Source organism: Geomonas limicola (genome assembly GCF_014193675.1).
GTDB classification, from domain to species: domain Bacteria; phylum Desulfobacterota; class Desulfuromonadia; order Geobacterales; family Geobacteraceae; genus Geomonas; species Geomonas limicola.
The window spans coordinates 121,745-141,358 of record NZ_BLXZ01000002.1 but is presented as its reverse complement, the minus strand read 5'-3'; the positions used below and the strand labels follow the sequence as shown (position 1 = coordinate 141,358).

Annotated in this window: 18 protein-coding genes; 14 read left to right on the top strand and 4 right to left on the bottom strand. The window is 64.8% G+C overall.

The features are described 5' to 3' along the window. The first annotated feature begins 1 nt into the window (after position 1). The 5 genes from H7688_RS04445 (at position 2) to H7688_RS04425 (ending at position 8,839) form a co-directional block, all read left to right on the top strand. Positions 2 to 673 carry a flagellar hook assembly protein FlgD gene (locus H7688_RS04445; protein ID WP_183359865.1) on the top strand — a complete coding sequence of 224 codons (672 nt, stop codon included), beginning with the start codon at positions 2 to 4 and terminating at the stop codon, positions 671 to 673. Then, entirely contained in the window at positions 674 to 1,063 is a 390-nt protein-coding gene (locus H7688_RS04440; RefSeq protein WP_183359864.1) for a TIGR02530 family flagellar biosynthesis protein, read from the top strand. A gap of 220 nt (positions 1,064 to 1,283) precedes the next feature. Beyond that, entirely contained in the window at positions 1,284 to 2,528 is a 1,245-nt protein-coding gene (locus tag H7688_RS04435) for a flagellar hook-basal body complex protein (protein WP_183359863.1), read from the top strand. Between the two features lie 252 nt (positions 2,529 to 2,780). Further along, a complete protein-coding gene (locus H7688_RS04430) occupies positions 2,781 to 7,625 on the top strand; it encodes an Ig-like domain-containing protein (protein WP_183359862.1) in 4,845 nt (1,614 codons plus the stop codon). Positions 7,626 to 7,660: 35 nt separating this feature from the next. Further along, positions 7,661 to 8,839 (top strand): hypothetical protein, encoded by a 1,179-nt coding sequence (locus H7688_RS04425; RefSeq protein ID WP_183359861.1) that lies wholly within the window; start codon positions 7,661 to 7,663, stop codon positions 8,837 to 8,839. Between the two features lie 326 nt (positions 8,840 to 9,165). Here the strand turns inward: H7688_RS04425 and H7688_RS04420 are convergent, their stop codons facing one another. Genes H7688_RS04420 through H7688_RS04410 form a run of 3 tightly spaced genes read right to left on the bottom strand, consistent with a single transcriptional unit; the run spans position 9,166 to position 11,036 of the window. Beyond that, entirely contained in the window at positions 9,166 to 9,804 is a 639-nt protein-coding gene (locus H7688_RS04420; protein WP_183359860.1) for an outer membrane beta-barrel protein, read from the bottom strand. 21 nt (positions 9,805 to 9,825) lie between these two features. After that, complete coding sequence (locus H7688_RS04415; protein ID WP_183359859.1) at positions 9,826 to 10,368, bottom strand: FlgO family outer membrane protein; 543 nt, start codon at positions 10,366 to 10,368, stop codon at positions 9,826 to 9,828. Next, positions 10,365 to 11,036: a hypothetical protein gene (locus tag H7688_RS04410; RefSeq protein WP_183359858.1), complete on the bottom strand. Its 672-nt coding sequence runs from the start codon at positions 11,034 to 11,036 to the stop codon at positions 10,365 to 10,367. The genes H7688_RS04415 and H7688_RS04410 overlap by 4 nt, the downstream gene beginning before the upstream one ends. Before the next feature lie 152 nt (positions 11,037 to 11,188). Between H7688_RS04410 and H7688_RS04405 the strand changes: the two genes are divergently transcribed. The 9 genes from H7688_RS04405 (at position 11,189) to flhB (ending at position 17,048) form a co-directional block, all read left to right on the top strand. After that, complete coding sequence (locus H7688_RS04405; protein ID WP_183359857.1) at positions 11,189 to 11,398, top strand: hypothetical protein; 210 nt, start codon at positions 11,189 to 11,191, stop codon at positions 11,396 to 11,398. A gap of 291 nt (positions 11,399 to 11,689) precedes the next feature. Further along, a complete protein-coding gene (locus tag H7688_RS04400; protein WP_183359856.1) occupies positions 11,690 to 12,247 on the top strand; it encodes a flagellar basal body-associated FliL family protein in 558 nt (185 codons plus the stop codon). Between the two features lie 12 nt (positions 12,248 to 12,259). Further along, entirely contained in the window at positions 12,260 to 13,240 is a 981-nt protein-coding gene (gene fliM, locus H7688_RS04395; RefSeq protein ID WP_183359855.1) for a flagellar motor switch protein FliM, read from the top strand. 47 nt (positions 13,241 to 13,287) lie between these two features. Then, positions 13,288 to 13,548: a flagellar motor switch protein FliN gene (fliN, locus tag H7688_RS04390; RefSeq protein WP_183360343.1), complete on the top strand. Its 261-nt coding sequence runs from the start codon at positions 13,288 to 13,290 to the stop codon at positions 13,546 to 13,548. Then, positions 13,545 to 14,015 carry a flagellar biosynthetic protein FliO gene (gene fliO / locus H7688_RS04385; protein ID WP_183359854.1) on the top strand — a complete coding sequence of 157 codons (471 nt, stop codon included), beginning with the start codon at positions 13,545 to 13,547 and terminating at the stop codon, positions 14,013 to 14,015. Before fliN ends, fliO begins: the two co-directional genes overlap by 4 nt. Beyond that, a complete protein-coding gene (gene fliP, locus H7688_RS04380; RefSeq protein WP_183359853.1) occupies positions 14,012 to 14,770 on the top strand; it encodes a flagellar type III secretion system pore protein FliP in 759 nt (252 codons plus the stop codon). The genes fliO and fliP overlap by 4 nt, the downstream gene beginning before the upstream one ends. Before the next feature lie 153 nt (positions 14,771 to 14,923). Beyond that, positions 14,924 to 15,193 carry a flagellar biosynthesis protein FliQ gene (gene fliQ, locus H7688_RS04375; RefSeq protein ID WP_183359852.1) on the top strand — a complete coding sequence of 90 codons (270 nt, stop codon included), beginning with the start codon at positions 14,924 to 14,926 and terminating at the stop codon, positions 15,191 to 15,193. A gap of 1 nt (position 15,194) precedes the next feature. Beyond that, complete coding sequence (fliR, locus tag H7688_RS04370) at positions 15,195 to 15,980, top strand: flagellar biosynthetic protein FliR (RefSeq protein WP_183359851.1); 786 nt, start codon at positions 15,195 to 15,197, stop codon at positions 15,978 to 15,980. 6 nt (positions 15,981 to 15,986) lie between these two features. Further along, a complete protein-coding gene (flhB, locus tag H7688_RS04365; RefSeq protein WP_183359850.1) occupies positions 15,987 to 17,048 on the top strand; it encodes a flagellar biosynthesis protein FlhB in 1,062 nt (353 codons plus the stop codon). A gap of 6 nt (positions 17,049 to 17,054) precedes the next feature. Here the strand turns inward: flhB and glgP are convergent, their stop codons facing one another. After that, on the bottom strand, positions 17,055 to 19,613 hold the full coding sequence (glgP, locus tag H7688_RS04360; RefSeq protein WP_183359848.1) for an alpha-glucan family phosphorylase: 2,559 nt from the start codon (positions 19,611 to 19,613) through the stop codon (positions 17,055 to 17,057). Position 19,614 lies beyond the last annotated feature (1 nt).

Below are 19,614 nucleotides of genomic sequence, written 5' to 3'. Positions count from 1 at the left end.
GATGATCAGCGACGTAACCGGCAGCGCGGCCACCGACTCGACCGCGGCCGCGGCAGCGATGAAGAAGGCGACCGGGATGAACAAGGACGACTTCCTCAAGCTCTTCGTAACCCAGCTGCAGAATCAGGATCCCCTGAATCCTCAGGATTCCAGCCAGTTCATCAGCCAGCTGGCGCAGATAACCCAGGTCGAGCAGGCCTACAACACCAACTCGAACCTGACGAGCCTCCTGAACCAGGGGGGCAACAGCATGACCATGGCCTCGGTCTCCCTGATCGGGAAAGAGGTCAAGGCCTCCGGGTCCCAGGTGAGCCTCACCTCCGGGAGCCCGAGTTCCGTCAACTTCAACCTGGGGCAGTCGGCAGACCAGGTCACCGTGAACATCCTCAACGGGAGCGGTTCGGTGATCAAGACCATCAACGCAGGTGCCATGGGCGCCGGCGACGGTTCGGTCAGCTGGGACGGCACCAACAACCTGGGGAGCCAGCTCTCCTCCGGCGCCTACAGCTTCTCGGTCAGCGCCAAGGACGCTCAGGGGAACACGGTAACCACCACCCCGATGATCAAGGGGAAGGTGGACGGCGTGGACATGTCCGGGGCGACGCCGGTCCTCTCCGTCGGCAACGTAAAATTGAGTCTCACTGACGTAACGGCGGTGAGCACAGGGGGCTAGATGATCGATAACAGCATCCTGTTCCCGCAACCGATTCAGGCGCCGGTCAGACCCAACCCGGCCACACCGCAGGGGGCGAAGCAGACAGGATCCGGCACACCGTTTGCCCAGGTACTGGACCAGAAACTCCCCGGTCAGCCGGTAAAACTCTCCCAGCATGCACAGGAGAGGCTCAAGTCGCGGGGGATCACCTTAAGCGACAGCGATCTGAAGAAGTTGGCAGGAGCAGTAGACAGCGTGGCCCAGAAGGGCGGCAGGGATTCCCTGATCATGCTTGGAGATGCAGCGCTCGTGGTTAGTGTCAAAAACCGCACCGTAGTAACCGCGATGGATCGCCAGGCAATGCAGGGCAACGTGTTCACCAACATCGACTCGGCGGTAGTGCTCTAACGGCAGGTTGGCCACTAAAGCCACCAAGCACACGGAGAAAAACCGACGACACCAGCTTGAAAAAGTAACCGAGTACCCGAAACGCACAACGAGAAACCTGGAACCAGAACGTAGCACAGAGAACTTAGAACCGACTTTTTGGGCTGGCCCTCTTGAAGGAAGCCCGGCGGACACCGACCGACTGAGGTGTCCCAACCACTACAACACAGGAGGCATTAAAATGAGTCTTACTTCTGCTCTTTATACGGGTGTTAGCGGTCTTACTGCGTACGGCGATTCCATGAACGTGATCGGCAACAACATCTCCAACGTCAACACGACCGGCTTCAAGGAGTCCCGCTCGCTGTTCTCCGACCTGCTCTCCGGCAACGCCGGCGCCAACTCGCAGGTGGGGCGCGGCGTCCAGATGCAGGCGGTACAGAACATCTTCACCCAGGGCTCCTCGCAGAGCTCGGAAAACGTCACCGACCTCTGCATCCAGGGGAACAGCTTCTTCGCCCTGAAGTCACCGACCTCGCCGTCGCCCCTGGCCAGCCAGGACTCGGCGTTCCTTTCCCGCAACGGTGCCTTCCACGTGGACAACAACCTGACCCTGGTGAACGCCGACGGCTACCAGGTGCTCGACACCGCGGGTAACCCGATCAAGTTCTCCGACAACCAGTCCGGCATCACCACCGCCGCCGTCGCCTTCAACACCGCCGCCGTGGTGACCCCGGCCACCACCGCCATCACCACCGACATCGCCACGGCACAGGCCGCGGTAACCGCCATGTCGGCCGGCGCCGCCAAGACCGCTGCCCAGGCCCTGGTAACCGCCGCCACCGCGGCAAACAACGCCGCCATCGCGGCCAACACCACCTTCGCGGCCTCCCCCAACGGCGGCAACGCCGACGCGGTGAACGCCGCCCTCTCGGCCGCCTACGCCGCGCTGCAGGGTGCCGCCGGTGCCGCGGGGACCTCGATCCCGGCTGCCACCACCACCGCGGTGACCGCCGTGACCACCTCCTATGCCTCGGTACAGACCGAAGAAGGTAAGGCCTTCAGCAAGATCACCAAGATCGACCCGGACGGCCTGATCACCTACCTGGGCGCCGACGGCATCACCCAGAACTTCTACAACGCCTCCGGCTCCACCGGCGTCTCGGTAACCGCAGCCAACGCCGCCACCGTGCAGCGCCTCGCCGTGGTGACCGCCTCCGACCCGGGTGCCCTGACCAAGGCCGGCAGCTCGCTGTACCAGTCCAACTCGAAAGCCGGCGTCTCCACCGGCGCCTTCACGCTGGCCAGCAACAAGCCCAACGGCTCCAGCGAGAAGGTACTCAGCAACTCGCTCGAGGGGAGCAACGTCGACCTGGCCAGCGAGTTCGTGAAGATGATCACCACCCAGCGCGCCTACTCCGCGAACTCGAAGACCATCACCACCACGGACCAGATGACCCAGGAAGTGCTGTCGCTGATCCGGTAGCCTCCTTGAGTCTGCAGGACTAAAAGATCCGCCTTGGCTTCCAGAGTCGGGGCGGATTTTTTTATGCGCGTCAGCGGGGGTGAAAAACGTCCCCGAAACGCTCCAAGTGCATTATTTACTAAATGTTTTTGGTAAAAAAGCCGAAAAGGGAAGCAGCACCGCAAGGGTGCCAGGGCCGACCTTTCGGCCACCCGGCAGGGGCGTGGCGCCCGGCTGGAAACCCGTCTTTACCCGTTGTGCCAAGGATGCGTCATGAGACTTCGAAACAACTTTTCGTTGCGTTTGCCCTGGGCCGCGCTGTTGGCCCTGGCGCTCTGGTTCGCCGGTGCCGCACCGGCCCAGGCCGCCATCACCTACAACAACTGGAGCTCGAGCGGACCCACCCCGGCCCCCTCCAAGGCGGTTGTCAAAACCTTGGCAGTGGCGCCGACCACACCGCTTGCCACCGTGTACAACGGTACCGACGGCGGCGGGGTCTACACCATGAACGAGGGGGGGACCGGCTGGACTGCGGCCAACGCCGGGCTGAAGAACCGCCAGATCCAGGGCTTTGCCGTGCACCCGGTCGATCCCAAGGTGGTCTACGCCGCGACCAGGGACGGGCTCTTCAAGACCAGCGACGGCGCGGCCTCCTGGGTGGACGCCTCGAGCGGGCTCACTACCACCAACGTGCGCTTCGTGGCGATCGATCCCCTCACCCCGACCACCCTCTACGCGGCGGGCCCGGCCGGTGTCTTCAAGAGTAGCGACGGCGCCGGGAGCTGGAGCCAGGTGAACACCGGGCTCACCAGCCAGAACGTGCGCTGGCTCCTCATCGACCCGGTCTCGACCAGCATCGTCTACGCGGCGACCGACGCGGGGATCTTCCAGACTACCGACTCGGGCGCGCACTGGGGCGCCGTCAACACCGGCCTCAACAACCAGGACGTCCTCTGCCTGGCCTACGGCGCCACCGGGTCGAGCCCGACCATCTTCGCCGGGACCAACGGCGGCGGGGTCTTCATCAGCAGCGACGCGGGCGCCACCTGGGCCGCCGACAACGGCTCGCTCGGCAACCTCATAGTGAACATCATCCTGGTGGACAACCCGGCAGCGCCGGGGACCGCCTACGCCGGGACCGGCAACGGCCTCTACAAGCAGTCCTATGCCTCGAGCAGCTGGGGTGCCTGGAGCTCGGTCACTTCGGGGATCAGCGTCCCTGCCGTCCTGCACGCCCTGGCGAACAACCCCACGGCCCGCGCCACCCTCTACGCCGGCACCGACCTGGGGGCCTTCCGCAGCACTGCGTCGGGCTCCTCCTGGACCGCACTCGGCACGGGACTGAGACCCGGGAGCTCGCTGGCCATCAAACCTTCGGACAACACCATCATCGTGGGGGGGATGGCCAACGGCGGGATCTACCGCTCCAGCGACAGCGCGAGCACCTGGATCGCCGTCACCAGCGCAAACCCCGGCACCCCGACCGCGTTCCTCTTCGACCCCACCGGCACCCCGGTGTACGCGGCCTCCGGAAACGGGGTCTACAAGTCGGTCGACGACGGCGTCACCTGGACCAGCCTGAGCGCGAACCTCCCCAACACCGACGTGCGCGCCCTCTGCCTCGGCGCGGGGGGCGCCCTGCACGCGGCGACCTCCGAAGGGATCTACGTCTACAACTCCGGCACCGACACCTGGAGCGCCTACGCCGGTGGCCAGCCCTCCAACACCGACCTGACCGGCCTCGCCTTCCGCGGCGTCTCGCTCTTTACCGCCACCAACGGCGGCGGGGTGTACCGCTCGGACAACGGCGGGAGCTGGAGCCAGATCAACACGAACCTCACCAGCACGGTGGTGAACGCCCTGGTCCTGGACGCCGGCAACATCTACGTCGGGACCCCGAGCGGGGTATTCCGCTCGGCGGACAACGGCGCCACCTGGTTCCAGGTAAGTAGCGGCATCACCAACACCAACGTGAAGGCGCTCGGGCTCGCGATGGGTAACCCCAGCTTCCTGACTGCCGGCACCAACGGCGGCGGGGTCTTCTTCTCCACCAACTCCGGCGACGTCTGGACCGCCATGAACACCGGCCTCACCGACAAGACGGTGACCTCGCTCGCCGCGAGCTCGGCCGCCAAGAAGGTCTACGCCGGGACCGCCGGCTCGAAGATCTTCGGACTGAAGCTGAGCCCGGTCTCGGCGATCTCTCCGTCGGCACCGAGCGCCTCGAGCCCCGTCGACTTCGGCATCGTCAACGTGAACGACACCAAGATCCAGGTCTTCAACCTTTTGAACACCGGGACCCTGCAGCTCAATGTCTCCGCGATGAGCCTGGCCGGCACCGACGCGGGGCTCTACCACGTGGTCGCCGGGGGGAGCCGCCAGTGCAACCTGCCGACCCCGGTGATCGAGGCCGGCGACTACTGCACCATCGGCGTCAACTTCATCCCGACCACCACCGGGACCAAGACCGCCTCGCTGGTCATCGCCTCGGATGCGCCGAACCAGCCGGTGACCAGCTACCTGCAGGGGAAGGGGGGCTTCCCGCCGGTCGCCAGCATCGTCACCCCGACCACCGGGAGCACGGTGAGAAACCCGCTCGCGATCTCCGGTACCGCCATCGACAAGAACCAGATCACCGGCGCCGACGGCACCGGCAGCAACCTGACCAAGGTGGAGATCTCCACCGACGGCGGCGCAACCTGGAACCTGGCCACCAAGAACGCCACGCTCAACTCCTGGACCCAGTGGAGCTATAGCTGGACCGCAACACCGCTCCCTTTGAACGGCCCCTACGTGGTCTCGGCCCGCGCCACCGACAGTAACGGCATCGTGCAGAGCGTGCTCTCCACGGTGAACCTCACGGTGGACAACGTGCCGCCGGTCACCTCGATTGCCGCCAAGCCCAAGGTCCTAGACAACTCCGCGAGCGGCACCTTCAGCTTCACCGTGGACAAGCCGGGCTCCACCTCGCAGTGCACCCTGGACGGGCTGACGCTCTCCTGCGTATCGCCGTTTTCCTACTCCGGCCTTGCCGACGGCAGCCACAACTTCAGCGTGCTCTCGACCGACCCCGTCGGCAACCTGGAGACCAGCGCCAAGAGCTATGGCTGGACCATCGACACCGCCCCGCCGGTCACCAGCATCAGCAGCACGCCGTCGTTCTACACCACGGCCTCCGACGCCAACTTCGCCTTCTCGTCCAGCGAGGCCAACTCGGCGTTCAGCTGCACGATCGACGGGGTGAGTGCGCCCTGTACCAGCCCGCGCAGCTACACGAACCTGGCAGACGGCAGCCACGTCTTCAAGGTCCAGGCGACCGACCCGGCCGGCAACACCGCGACCACGGCGCCCACCACCCAGACCTACACCTGGATCGTGGACAAGAACAACAAGCCCTCCTCCACCATCACCGCGCCCGGCGCGCCGCTCACCGGCACCAGCTTCAACTTCGCCGGCACGGCGACCGACGCGATCTCCGGGGTGGGGACGGTAAACATCGCCATCAACGGCGGCAGCTACCGGGCCGCCGCGGATGCGGCCGTGAACCCGGCACTCCCCTGGTCCAGCTGGAGCTACCTCTGGAGCCTCCCGGTGAACGGCAGCTACACCATCCAGGCTCAGGCGGTCGACAACGCCGGCAACCTGCAGGCGAACCCCTCCACGGCGAGCATCATCGTGGCGAACCCGCTCCCGGACGTGCAGCTGGTCTCGCCACTGAACGCCGCCCTGGTGGGGAGCTCGAGCCCCCGGGTGATCACCGGAACCGCGCAGGCGGCGCCGGGCGGGCTCGCGCTGCAGAAGGTGCAGGTGGCGGTGTTCAGCGCCACCAACCCGCCGACGACCCTTACCTGGAGCGATGCCAGCGGCACCACTGCCTGGAGCTACAACTGGCTCTTGCCCACGGACGGCGCCTACACCATCCAGGCCCGGGTGCTCGACGTGGCACCGGCCCTGGACGGGTCGATCGTGGGGAACGTCTCCCAGGTGGTGAGCCGCAACGTCACCATCGACACGGTGCCGCCGGTCTCCACCATCACCCCGCTCGCCAACCCTTACCTGATGGGGCACCTGGCGACCCTGCGCGGCACGGCCGACGATCCTGCACCTGCAACCGGGCTGCAGCAGGTGACGGTGACCCTCACCGACCGCCTGGGGGCGGTGGCGAGCAGCGGTCTTGCCAACTACAACAGCCTGACCAAGAGCTGGATCTACACGAGCGGCACGCTCGCCGACGGCACCTACACCGTGCAGTCGGTGGCGACCGACAACGCCGGAAACACCCAGGCGATCGCCTCGACCAGTTCGGTGACCATCGACAACGTGCCGCCGGTGACCAGCATCACTGCCCAGCCGCCGGTCCTTTCCAACCTGCCGCTTTCCAGCTTCACCTTCTCGGCCAACGAACCGTCCACCTTCATCTGCTCCCTGGACGGCGTCGCGGCCCCCTGCTCGGCCTGCGGCAGCGTGCCGGTGGCTACCTGCACCCAGAGCTACAGCGGCCTCGGCAACGGCGCCCACGTCTTCACCGTGCAGGCGACCGACGCGGCAGGGAACCAGGAGCTCGCGGCGAAATCGGCGGGCTGGACCATCGACCTGATCCCCCCGACCGTAACGGCGACCTCGCCGGTGGACGGCACCAAGCGGCTGAGCGTCGCCAATACCAGGGTAACGGTGACCTTCAGCAAGAACGTGGATGCGGCCACCGTGGACGCGAGCACCTTCTACCTGGACCACGGTGCGACCGCCCAGGTCAGCTACGACGCGGCGACCAAGACCGCGACGCTCACCCCGACCGGGCCGCTCGCCTACGCCACCACCTACACGGCGACCGCCAGCACCGCCATCGCCGACTTCGCCCACAACACCCTGGGGAGCAACTACAGCTTCAGCTTCAGCACCGATCCGGACGGCGACGTGAACCTGGACGGCAAGGTGGATCTCACCGATGCCATGCTCTGCCTGCAGATGGCGGTCGGGCTGGTGACGCCGAACAGCGATCAGGTGCGCCACGGCGACCTGGCACCCTTCAGAACCGGCAAGCCGTACTCGGACGGCAAACTCGACGCGAGCGATGCGCTCATCATCCTTTCCAAGGTCGTGGGACTGGTGTCCTGGTGACGAAACGACCCATACAGAGATAAAGGTGGCATACCATGCGGACTAAATACCTTCTGGCAGCAGTAAACGTCCTTTTGCTCCTCGCCGGCTGCGCCGGCGGCGGCAGCAGCACCGGCCCGGTCGGCACCGGCCCCAGCCAATCGGGCACCACCATCAGCGGCTACGCCTCCAAGGGACTCATCAAGGGAGGCACGGTTTCCGTGTACGCCCCGGCGGCGGGTGGCGACCTGAACGGCAAGATCCTCCTGAAGCCGGCGACCCACACCGACACGACCGGCTACTACAGCGTCAACCTGGGGAGCTACTCCGGGGTCGTGGTAGTCGAGGTCTCGGGGAGCTACATCGACGAGGCGACCGGAGCCAATGCCACCATCAGCGATGCGGCACCCTTGCGAGCCGCCCAGGTGGTGAGCGGAGCCGGCGGTGCCCTGAGCATCGCGGTGACCCCGCTCACCGAGCTTGCCACCCGCAAGGCGCTCACCGGGACGGTCCTCAGCGCGGCCTCGGTACAGAGCGCCAACGCCCTGCTCTCCAACCTGTTCCAGTTCGACGTGGTAGCGACCCAGCCGGTCGAGCCGGGTGTGGTGGCCATGAACGCCGCGAGCCAGGACCAGAAAAACTACACCCTGGCCCTGGCAGGGATCTCCAAACTCGCTGCGAGCAGTTCGGTGGAGTCGGTGCTCACCTCCTGGTACAGCGACCTGGCAGCCACCAACCGGCTCTCCGCCACTACGATCACCAACTTCCAAACTGCAGTGACCAACTTCCTCGGTGACACCAACCGCAACCAGACCGGTGTGACCACCCCACCGCAGGGGGTCACCCAGATCGGTAACTACACCGGCACCCTGTACCTGACCACCCAGGGGAGCACCACCGCACCGATCACCTCGCTGCAGACCACGCTGACCCTGCCGGCCGGGGTGACCCTCAAGCGCGACAGCTTAGGGAAGGCCCTGGTGACGGTCTCCGGTGTGGCAAGCCACGCCGCGGCGCCGGCTGTCAACTACACCAACCCGAGCGTTTTGGTACTCGGGGTGATCAGCTCGCCCGGCTTCGGGCTGGGGCAGTTCGCCACCGTGACCTACGTGGCCCAGCCCGGCAGCAACCCGGTGGCCACCGACTTCCTGGTTTCCAACACCCAGCTGACCGGCTTCGACGGCACCAACGACTTCACGGTCACCACGGCGAACGTGGTGCCGGTACTCCCCTAGTCGGCCGAGACGGAGAGCCGACACGCGGCTCGAAACTTTGACACACCAAAAAAGCTCCCCCGGCGAAGTCGAGGGAGCTTTTTATTTGGTTCCTGCGATAGTGCAGTTCGTAGGGGCGAATCATCATGCGCCCGGTGCGCCGGTAGGTGCATGGGTTACGCAGTGCCACTGGCCCCACTGCTTTGCCTGCAGCCTCCTCTCCCGTACCTCAGGGAAAGCCGGCCAACGAGGGTCCCTCTCCCCTTGCGGGAGAGGGGAGAGGTAACAAAAAAAGGGGACCCACCCGCAGGCGGATCCCCCTCAATCGTTTTTGTCAGATTCCCGAATCAGAAGTAGTACTTGAGCCCCAGGTTGATGGTGCTGCCACCCACGTCGATCTTCGCGGTGTCCTTGGTCCCCTGGGCGTTGGTCAGGGTGAACTCGGGCTTGGCCACGAAGTACTTGAAGTCGGCACCGACCCGCAAATGCTCGGAAACCTTGTAGTCACCGCCGACCGTCAGGTGGTAGCCCAGCGCGGAGCCGTGGCTGCTTTCGCTGACCGGGGAACGCCCGTTTATGAAGCTGATGTCGTTCTTGATGAAGGCGAAGTAGTAGCCGAGCCCCGCCCCGGCGAAGAGGTCCAGCTTCTCCAGGTCGAGGATCGCCTTGGCGGTCGCGGTCACCGGGATGCCGTAGAGCGTCTTCTTCGAGGAGGCGTTGTCGTCGGATACCGAACTCGACGAACTGAAGATACCGGTACCGACCTCGATGGCCGCGTATTTCTCGGCGCGGTAGCCGACGGCGACCTCGCCGTTGTAGCCGGTGTCGAAGCTGGCCAGGCTGTTGGAGCCGCTCTTGCCGTTGGGGAGGAAAGATCCGCCCTTGACGGAGAAGTAACCGCTGCCCACTTCCGCCGCGGCGGCGCTCGATACGGCAACGGGTACCAACAGACAGGACACTAACAACCTTAACTGTGAGCTTCTCATGACTTCTCCTGGATTGCCGGACTAGGGCTGCTTGGCGCTGCCCCACAGCAGCGACCGGACACTGGAATTGAGCGGCAGCAGGTAGTCCTGCGCCGAGATGACGACGTTGTCTGCCACGCTGACCAGCTTGATGGTGAGGTAGACCTGGCCGTTTGCCTCGGAGTAGGTCCCCACCAGGACCGCCTGGGCCTTGTGGTTGCGGGTGATGTCCTTCAGCTCGCGGGAGAGCAAGAGCTCGCCCTGGAGCTGTTTCACGAAGATGCTGTCGCGCAGCTTGAGCTCCACCACCGAGTAGCCGCTCTGGGTGAGCCGGGTGGCGAGCTGCTCGGACAGGGTGCGCCCCAGCCGCGAGCTGTACAGGTCGTCGATGTTGACCAAGGACGCCACGATGATCGGCTGCTGCTTGTTGAGCGCCTTCGAGGCGGGGATGTGGGCCAGCATCTGGTCCACGGCCCGGTAGTTGGACTGCATGAAGAAGTCGTCGCCGTCGGGCTGGGTCGAGCCGGAAAGCGCGGCGCAGCCGGATAACAGCGTCAGCAAGAGTCCTAAAAGAACGCGTTTCATTGTGCCACCACCCCCAGCTGTTTCACCTGGCGCGCCGGCGCTTCGCCGCTGAAGAGCCCGGTGTCCTCGTCCTCGAGGTAGTAGATGTCCGACTTGCGGAAGATATACCTGGACTGGTCCAGGATGGTCGTGGTCACGATGAGTTCCGTGTGGGTGGCCCCGCCGGCGTAGTGCCCCAGGGCGTAATCGGCGAGGGCGGTGAGCCCCAGGGTGGCCGGCGCGGCATCGGCGGCGGCTCCGGCGGCCAGGTCCCGGATCACCCAGACCCCGGCGGCCAGCGCGGTGAGCGAGCCGGGGATGTGGGTGTAGCGGCTGCTGTCGTGGCGCACCAGCTGGGTATCGTAGCCGATGGCGAGCCCCTCGCGCGGCTCGGCGGTCACCGGCACCCCGTCGTTCACCATCCGGGTGATCAGGAAGTTTCTAAAGGCGGTGTCGAAGCTGGAGCTTCCGCCGGGCTGGATGTAGATCGGCTTCTTCGGAAAGTTCTTCTTCGGGTCGGCAATGGCCAGCTTGGTCTGCTGGGCGATGTCCTCGGCCAGCACGTCCCAGTGGTGCGCCGCCTTGGCCTTTTTCTGGGTGGTCAGGGAATGGTTCACTGCCACGGGGACCCGTGAGGCGCACCCGAAGGCGGTGAGCAGTGCAAGAAAAAGAGCCAGACGCAGAGCCATGTAAAATCCTCCACTGACCTTGGGCGCGTTGCCCTGCCGGCCAGGTTGATGTGAGCCGTCCCGGGAAGCTGCTTCGCCGGGAACCGCCTGCCCTTTCGGGCGGGTCCTGCTAGGATGCACCATCATGCAAGGGCCCTGCCAATGAGAATGGCTTGCCCGGGCCGCCCGACAGCTGCCGCGAATACCGTCCGGCAGGGAGCTCCAGGGTCAGGCGACCTCCCCACGCCGCACGCCGGACCGGGAACGACGTCCCGGCAGCTGCACCGGGCGCGTGGGCCCGGCAGGTGCACCGCAGCATCGGGAAGCTCCCCCGCTGCTGCCGGCACTACTTCCCGGGTCGGCGCTACGCCGGGAAACTTTAGCTTCCCGTTCGAAGCGATGCGGGAATCGCCTCCCACCCGGGTTCTGCCGGTATGTCGGCGCCCTAGTCAAAACATTGACCCGCAATTCAAAACACCGCCGCTTGGCAGGGCAAAATCGCCCCTTATCCGTTGGTAAAAGTTCAGCGCAAAGTCAGGCGGTATCTCTGGGGGATGCAGTATTCGGCAGTGTTCACGGCACTCTCGGGGCGCTTGCGGGCCGAACTGGCACCCAGGTTGCAATGGGAGTCAGTCGATACGCGATCACGCGGCAAGCACAAAGGAGAACCCGGTATGGCCGAACAGGCAAAAACCCAGGATGCCCCACCACCCAAGGACAAGAAGAAACTGTTCATCATCATCGGCGCCGCGGTAGCGCTTTTGGTAATCGGGGGCGGTGCCGCCATGTTCATGGGCGGCAGCAAGGGCGACAAGAAGGGCGCGCACGGCGAGGCCAAGGTGGAAGCCAAGGCCGAGGCCAAGGCCGAAGGTGGACATGGCGAGGCCAAGGCGGAAGGGGGCCACGGCGAGGGGAAAGAAGGGAAACCCAGCGCCAGCAGCTATGCGCTTGAGCCGTTTATCGTGAACATCTACGACGGCCAGGAGATCCGCTACCTCAAACTCAAGGTGGAGTTCGAGATGGTGAATCCCGAGGTGAAGGCCGAGCTCGACACCAAGGTCGCCCCGCTCAGGGACGCGATCCTGATCCTGCTCACCACCAAGACCATGCAGGAGATCCAGGACCTGCAGGGCAAGAACACCCTGAGAGAGCAGATCCTCGCGGCCTCCAACCGGATTGCCGGGGCCAACAAGGTCAGCAAGGTATATTTCACCGACTTCGTGGTGCAGTAAAGGGACCCCCTGATGGAGAAACTTCTCACCAAGGAAGAGATCGACGCCCTGGTCGCGGCCGTCTTCGAGGGGACACTGAACCCCGAAGCGGAGCTTGCCAAGGGCGGACCCCAGGCCGAACAGTTCGACCTCCTGGACATCGAGGCGCACCGGGTCATCCCGAACCTGGACATCGTCTACGACGGTTTCATCCGGTTCAACCGGGTCACCCTGTCCAACCGCCTGGGCCGCATGGTGGAGATCAAGAAGGAAGAGGCGCGCCCCTTCAAGTTCGGTGACTTCATGAGCGTGCTCCCGTCCCCGGTCTGCCTGGCGATCTACAAGATGGAACCCTTGAAGGGTGCGGCGCTCATCGCCTTCGACTCGACCCTGGTCTTCACCATCGTCGACTCGATCCTGGGCGGCAGCGGCGTGGCGGCGGGTGCCGGGATGAACCGGCTCTTCACCTCCATCGAGCTCCGCCTGGTGGAGAAGATCGTCAAGGACGTGCTGGCCGACCTGGAGAAAGCCTGGGCGCCGCTCTGCCCGGTCACCATGAACCTGTTGCGCATGGAGATGAACCCGCGCCTGGTGAACATCGTGCCGCCCGAGTACCAGGTGGTCACCATGGCGCTCAAGATCCAGATCGAGGAGACGGTCGGCAACATGACGCTGGCCATCCCGTTCTTGACGGTCGAGCCGATCCGCGACAAGTTGAAGCGCGGCGTGCAGACCGACATGATGGCCGTGGACCCGCTCTGGTCCTACCGGCTTTCCGAGGAGCTGCTCGACGCGCCGCTCGACCTCTCGGTCGAAATGGGGAGCGCCACCATCTCGCTGGAGGAACTTCTGGAGCTGACTCCCGGAGATACCGTCATGCTTGAAGGGAGCAACCGCAACGACCTCCTGGTCAAGATCGGCGGGACCAAGAAATTCATGGGAATAGCAGGTGTTAGCGGGGGGAACAAGGCGGTGCAGATCAGCCGCCCCTTGCGTATAGGGGGTGATACTTGAATGTGAACGACAAACTTGCCTTGGAAGATTCCAAAGAATCCCCGCAGATGAAGAACCTCGAGTTCATCATGGACATCCCGCTGCAGCTCACGGTCGAGCTGGGGCGCACCAAGATGCTGGTGCGCGACGTCCTGCAACTGAACCAGGGGTCGGTGGTGGAACTTACCAAGCTGGCCGGTGAGCCGCTGGACGTCTTCGTCAATTCGAAGCTGGTGGCGCGCGGCGAGGCGGTGGTGGTGAACGACAAGTTCGGCATCCGGCTCCTCGACATCGTGAGCCCCAACGAAAGGGTGGACAAGGTGCTATGAGAAGATTGAGCGTGCTGATAGGCGGTTTGCTGGTGCTGGTCCCCGCGGGGGCCTTCGCCTCGGACGGCGCCGATCTGGCCGGCAGCTTCGCCAGGATGGTCGGTTCGCTGGTCCTGGTCATCGGGATCATCCTGATCCTCTACTACCTGGCCGGGCGCTACCTGAAGCTCCCCCAGGCCGGCGGTACCCCCTTCAGCTACATCCGGGTCGTGGAGACCCGGCACCTGGCTCCCAAGAAGTCGCTCATGCTGGTGGAGGTGGCGGGGGAGTACCTGCTGCTTTCCAACACCGGCGAGGGGATCAACTTCTTGAAGCAGGTGGAGATGCTCGAGGAGATCGAGATCGTGGACGAGCGCGGCTGCGCCACCCTGATCCCGGCCAACCTCATGAACAAGATCAAGCAGCTGGCCGCCGCCCCCCGGGTGCCGGAATTCAGCCTGCAAAAAAAGAGTGGCGGTTTCGCGTGAGAACTAAAGCCTTTCTGGGAGCGCTGCTGGTTATCCTCGCCTCCCTGACCCTTGCAGCAACGGCCGGCGCCGAGCCGCTGTCGATTCCCACGGTGAGCGTCGGGATGGGGAAGGTCTCCAAGCCGGGCGATGTGGCCGTGGTGCTGCAGATCTTCTTCATGATGACCGTCATCTCGCTGGCGCCGAGCCTGTTGATGATGACCACCTCCTTCACCCGCATCGTGGTGGTGCTCTCCTTCCTGAGGAGCGCCATGGGGACCCAGCAGGCCCCCTCCAACCAGATCGTGGTAGGGCTCTCCCTGTTTCTCACCTTTTTCATCATGGCCCCGGTCTGGCAGCAGGTGAACACCCAGGCGCTGCAGCCCTACAAGGCCCAGACCATCAGCCAGGAGGAGGCGATCAAGCGCGGCGTGGCGCCGATCAGAAAGTTCATGCTCTCCCAGGTGCGGGAGAAGGACCTGGCGCTGTTTCTGTCGCTCTCCAAGCTCCCCCGGCCGCGCAACGCCGACGACATCCCGACCCTGACCCTCATCCCGGCCTACGTGGTGAGCGAGCTGAAGACCGCCTTCCAGATCGGCTTCCTGGTCTACATCCCGTTCCTGGTCCTGGACATGGTGGTCGCCTCGGTGCTCATGTCGATGGGTATGATGATGCTGCCGCCGGTCATGATCTCGCTCCCCTTCAAGATCCTCCTCTTCGTCCTGGTGGACGGCTGGAGCCTCATCATCGGCTCGCTGGTGAAGAGCTTCGGGTAATAGAGGCGGGGCAACGGCGTAACAGGGGTCGAGTGGTTGAGCGGGACCTTTTCCCGGGGTACGCCGACTCGGCGTCTCCGCACCCGTCAACGACGTTTTGCCGACGCAGCACCTCAACGATTCAACGTTTTTTCCCGCGTTCAAGGAGTTCCCATGACACCCGAACTGGTCGTACAACTCGGCCGCCGCAGCTTCGAGGCGGTACTGCTTCTTTCGGCGCCTCTTTTAATCTGCGCCCTGGTGATCGGTCTTTTGATCTCCATCTTCCAGGCGGTCACCTCGATCAACGAGGCGACGCTCGCCTTCGCACCGAAAATCGCCGCCGTCATGGTCGCCATGGTCATCTTTTTCCCCTGGATGATGACCTACATGAGCGACTTCACCCGCGAGGTCTACGGCATGATCGCGAACATGAGGCACTAGCGTGTTCGACGCCCTGCCGCTCAAGGCGCTCGACGACCTGATCCCGTTCGCCCTGGTGCTCGCCAGGGTGGCCGGGCTCTTCGCGGCGATCCCCCTGTTCGGCGCCCGCATCGTCCCGAACCGCATCAAGGCACCGCTCATCTTCGCCATGGCGCTTTTGCTCTTCCCCATCGTGAAACCGCACCTCGCCACCCTCCCCAGCGACATCATCTCCCTGGCGCTCCTGGTCATCCTGGAGAGCCTGATCGGGCTCACCCTGGGGCTCCTCTCCCAGTTCGTGTTTGCCGCCGTGGAGTTCTGCGGACAGCAGGTGGGTGCCCAGATCGGCCTCTCCATGGCGACGCTCTTCGACCCGACCACCCAGAACAACGTGCCGACCATGGCGATGTTCCAGGGGGCGCTGGCAACGCTCATCTTCCTCTCCCTGGGGGTGCACCACTTCTTCATCCGCGGCATCGTGGAGAGCTACCAGGTGATCCCGGTGGGCGCCTGGCACACGAGTCCCGAGCTCCTCAAGTTCCTGGTGGACGCATCCACCGGGGTCTTCGTCATCGCCCTCAAGCTCGCCGCACCGGTGGCCGTGGCGCTTCTGGCCACCTCGGTTGCCCTGGGGATCGTGGCCCGCAGCTTCCCCGCCATGAACGTCTTCATGGTGAGCATGCCCTTGAACATCGGCATCGGCTTCGTGATCCTGGGGATCTCCCTGCCGGTCTTCCTGCGCGTCCTCGAGGTCGCCTTCGGGGCGATGACCGGGCAGATGCGCGTGCTCTTCAAGCTGCTCGCCTAGCCCGCCATGTCAGACGACAAACATTCCAAAACAGAAAAACCGACAAGCAAGAAGGTCCACGAGGCCAAGAGCAAGGGGAGCGTGCCGCGCAGCCGCGAGATGACTTCGGCGATCTCGCTCATTTCGGCGATGATCGGGCTCTACGCCACCTCCGGCATCATCCTCAAGACGCTGAAAAGCAACATGCACGACATCTTCGCGGGAATCACCCGCACCGACCTCACCTACACCGGGGTGCACGCGCTCCTCATCAAGCAGTTCGGTTGCCTGGCCCTCATCCTGGGGCCCTTTGTCCTGATCGTGTTGGTGGCGGGGATCGTGGTGGAGATGAGTCAGGGGGGGGTGATGCTGAGCACCGAGAAGCTCAAGTTCGACATCACCCGGCTGAACCCGGCGCAGGGGATCAGCAAGCTTTTCAACAAGGACTCCCTGTTCGAGGTGGCCAAGTCCTTTGTCAAACTTTTGATCGTGGGGTACATGGCGTACAAGATCCTGACCGAGGAGATGGAGGGGATCATCTACCTGGTGGACCGCGACCTCCCCGGGATCCTGGAGTTCATCGGCCACCTTGCCTTCAAGATCGTGCTGCACACCTGCGGGGTGTTGATCGTCCTCGCGGTGGTCGACCTGGCCTTCGTGAAGTGGCGCTTCCTGGAAAACCTGAAGATGACCAAGCAGGAGGTGAAGGACGAGAACAAAAACGCCGAAGGGGACCCGGCGGTCAAGGGGAAGATCAAGCAGAAGCAGTTCCAGATGGCCCGGCGCCGCATGCGCCAGATCATCCCGACCGCCGACGTCGTGGTCACCAACCCGACCCACTACGCGGTGGCGCTCAAGTACGACCGCTCCAAGAACGCCGCCCCGATCGTGGTGTTCAAGGGGGTGGACCAGATGGCCCTGCAGATCAAGATCATAGCCCGGGAGAACAACGTGACCCTGGTGGAGAACCGCTTCCTGGCCCGCGAACTCTACGGCCAGGTGGAAGAAGGCCAGGAGATCCCCGAGTCGCTCTTCGCGGCGGTCGCGGAAATCCTGGCCTATGTGTACAGCCTGAAAGGAAAGATGTAGAAAAACCTAGCCCCAGAGCACCAGCCCCGGCGCGTAGACCGGGCCGAGCTCGGGATGGCGCGGCATGATCCGCAGCATGAAGCCGTGCCGCCCGCAGAACCGGCACTCGAGTTCCCCCTCGAAGTGCCCGCTCCAGCTCTCCGCGCTCCCTGCCGGTTCCAGCGACACCAGTTCCCCCCCCATGATGCTCCCCCGCGAATCCAGGACCCCGAAATAGGCCTCCACGGCGATCTCCGAAAGCGGGATCTGGCCGGTGCTGATGCGCACCTTGATGGGAAGCCGGTCCCCCACGGTGACCTCGCGGTCGATCTCGGCCTGCACCTCGTCGATGGAGAGCTGCCCCCACAGGGTGTGCAGCTTCTCCTTCCAGTGGGCAAGCTCCACCGCGAGCCGCTTGTCGTCCCGGTTCAGGCGCTCCCAGTGTTCGTAGGCCGGCAGGTAGCAGCGCCGGGTGTACTCGCGCACCATCCGGTCCGTGGAGAACACCGGGCAGAGCGACTGCAGCGAGTTCTTCATGCAGGCGGTCCAGCCGCGCGGGATGCCGTCCACGTCCCGGTGGTAGAAAAGCGGTACGATCTCCTTCTCCAGAAGGTCGTAGATGGCCCGGCTCTCCACCTCGTTCTGGTAGGCGAGATCGTCGTACACCTCGCCGCGCCCGATGGCCCAGCCGTTGTTCCCCCGGTACCCCTCGCACCACCAGCCGTCCAGGATGCTCAGGTTCAGCCCGCCGTTGAAGGCGACCTTCATGCCGGAGGTGCCGCTCGCCTCCAGGGGCCTCAAAGGGGTGTTGAGCCAGACGTCGACCCCGCGCACCAGGTGGCGCGCCACCGAGATGTCGTAGTCCTCGAGAAAGACGATGCGACGCCGGAAGCGTTCCTGGTGCGAGAGCTGCACGATCTGCCGGATCAGCTCCTTCCCCTGGTGGTCGGCGGGGTGCGCCTTGCCGGCGAAGACGATCTGCACCGGACGGGTGGGGTGGTTCAGGATGGCGGCCAGGCGCTCCTTGTCGTGCAACAAAAGCGTGCCGCGCTTGTAGGTGGCGAAGCGGCGCGCGAAGCCGATGGTGAGGATCTCGGGATCGAGCACCTCATTGGTGTTGGCGATGTCCTTGGCGCTCGCCTCCAATTGCTGCAGCTGCCCCTTGAGGGTACGCCGCGCGTAGTCCACCAGGCGGGCGGTGCCGCGGCGGTGGGTGCGCCAGAGTTCGGCGTCGGGGATCCGGGTCACCTTGTGCCAGATCTGTTCGCCTCCCTGCTCCTCGATCCAGCGGGTCCCCAGGTAGCGCACCAAGAGGGCCGCCATCTCCTCGGAGAGCCAGGTGTTCTGGTGCACCCCGTTGGTGATCGAGGTGAGCGGCAGCTGTTCCTCCGGGAGGTCGGGCCAGACGTCCGCCCACATCTTCCGGGAGACCTCGCCGTGCAGCTCGCTCACGCCGTTTGAGTGGTTGGAGAGTTTCATGGCAAGTACCGCCATGCAGAAGCTCTCCCCCGCGCGCTCCGGGGTCTGCATCCCGAGGGCGAGGAAGGCCTCCGGGGCGAGCCCGAGTCCGCGGTAGTAGTGCCCCAGGTACTTTTCCAGCAGGTCGGGGGGGAAGTGGTCGATCCCCGCCTCGACCGGGGTGTGGGTGGTGAAGATGTTGCCGCCGCGCACCGCCTCGACCGCCTCGGGGAAGGTGAGCCGCTCCTCCTCCATGTGGGTGCGGATGCGCTCCAGGGCGAGGAAGGCGGCGTGCCCCTCGTTCATGTGGCAGACGTTGGGTTCCAGCCCGAGGAAGCGCAGGGCCCGGATGCCGCCGATACCCAGCAGGATCTCCTGCTTGATGCGCATCTCCTGGTCGCCGCCGTAGAGCCGGGTGGTGATCTCCCGGTCTGCCGGGAGGTTCACCTCCAGGTTGGTGTCGAGGAGGTAGAGGCGCACCCGCCCCACCTGGACCCGCCAGATCTGCACCTTCACGGCGCGCCCGGCGATGTCCAGCTCCAAAAGCCGCGGCAGCCCGGAGGGGTCCTTTTCCAGGTGCAGGGGGAGGTTGTAGAAGTCGTTCTCCGGGTAGATCTCCTGCTGCCACCCCTCGAGGTTCAGGTACTGGCGGAAGTACCCCTGGCGGTAGAGGAGCCCGACGCCGACCAGCGGGAGCCCGAGGTCGCTGGCCGACTTCAGGTGGTCGCCGGCCAGGATGCCGAGCCCCCCGGAGTAGATGGGGAGGGATTCGTGGAGCCCGAACTCCATGGAGAAGTAGGCGATGCGCGCACCGGGGTTGCCGTGGCGCTGGTACCAGGTGCGCGCGGTGAGGTAGGCGTCCAGGCTCTCTTCCACCTGGGCCAGGTGGGACATGAACCCTTCGTCCGCCATGAGGCTCTCCAGGGTGGCCTGCTGCAGGCTCCCCAGCATTTCCAGCGGGTTGTGGCGGGTGACCCGCCAGAGCTCGGGGTCGAGCCGTCGAAAGAGGCCGATGGCGTCGGCGTCCCAGCTCCACCAGAGGTTGTAGGCGATGCGGGCCAGCCCTGCCAGCTCCTTGGGGAGGGAGGGAACTACGGTGAATCGGTGGAGCGTCCTGGCGAGATTCATG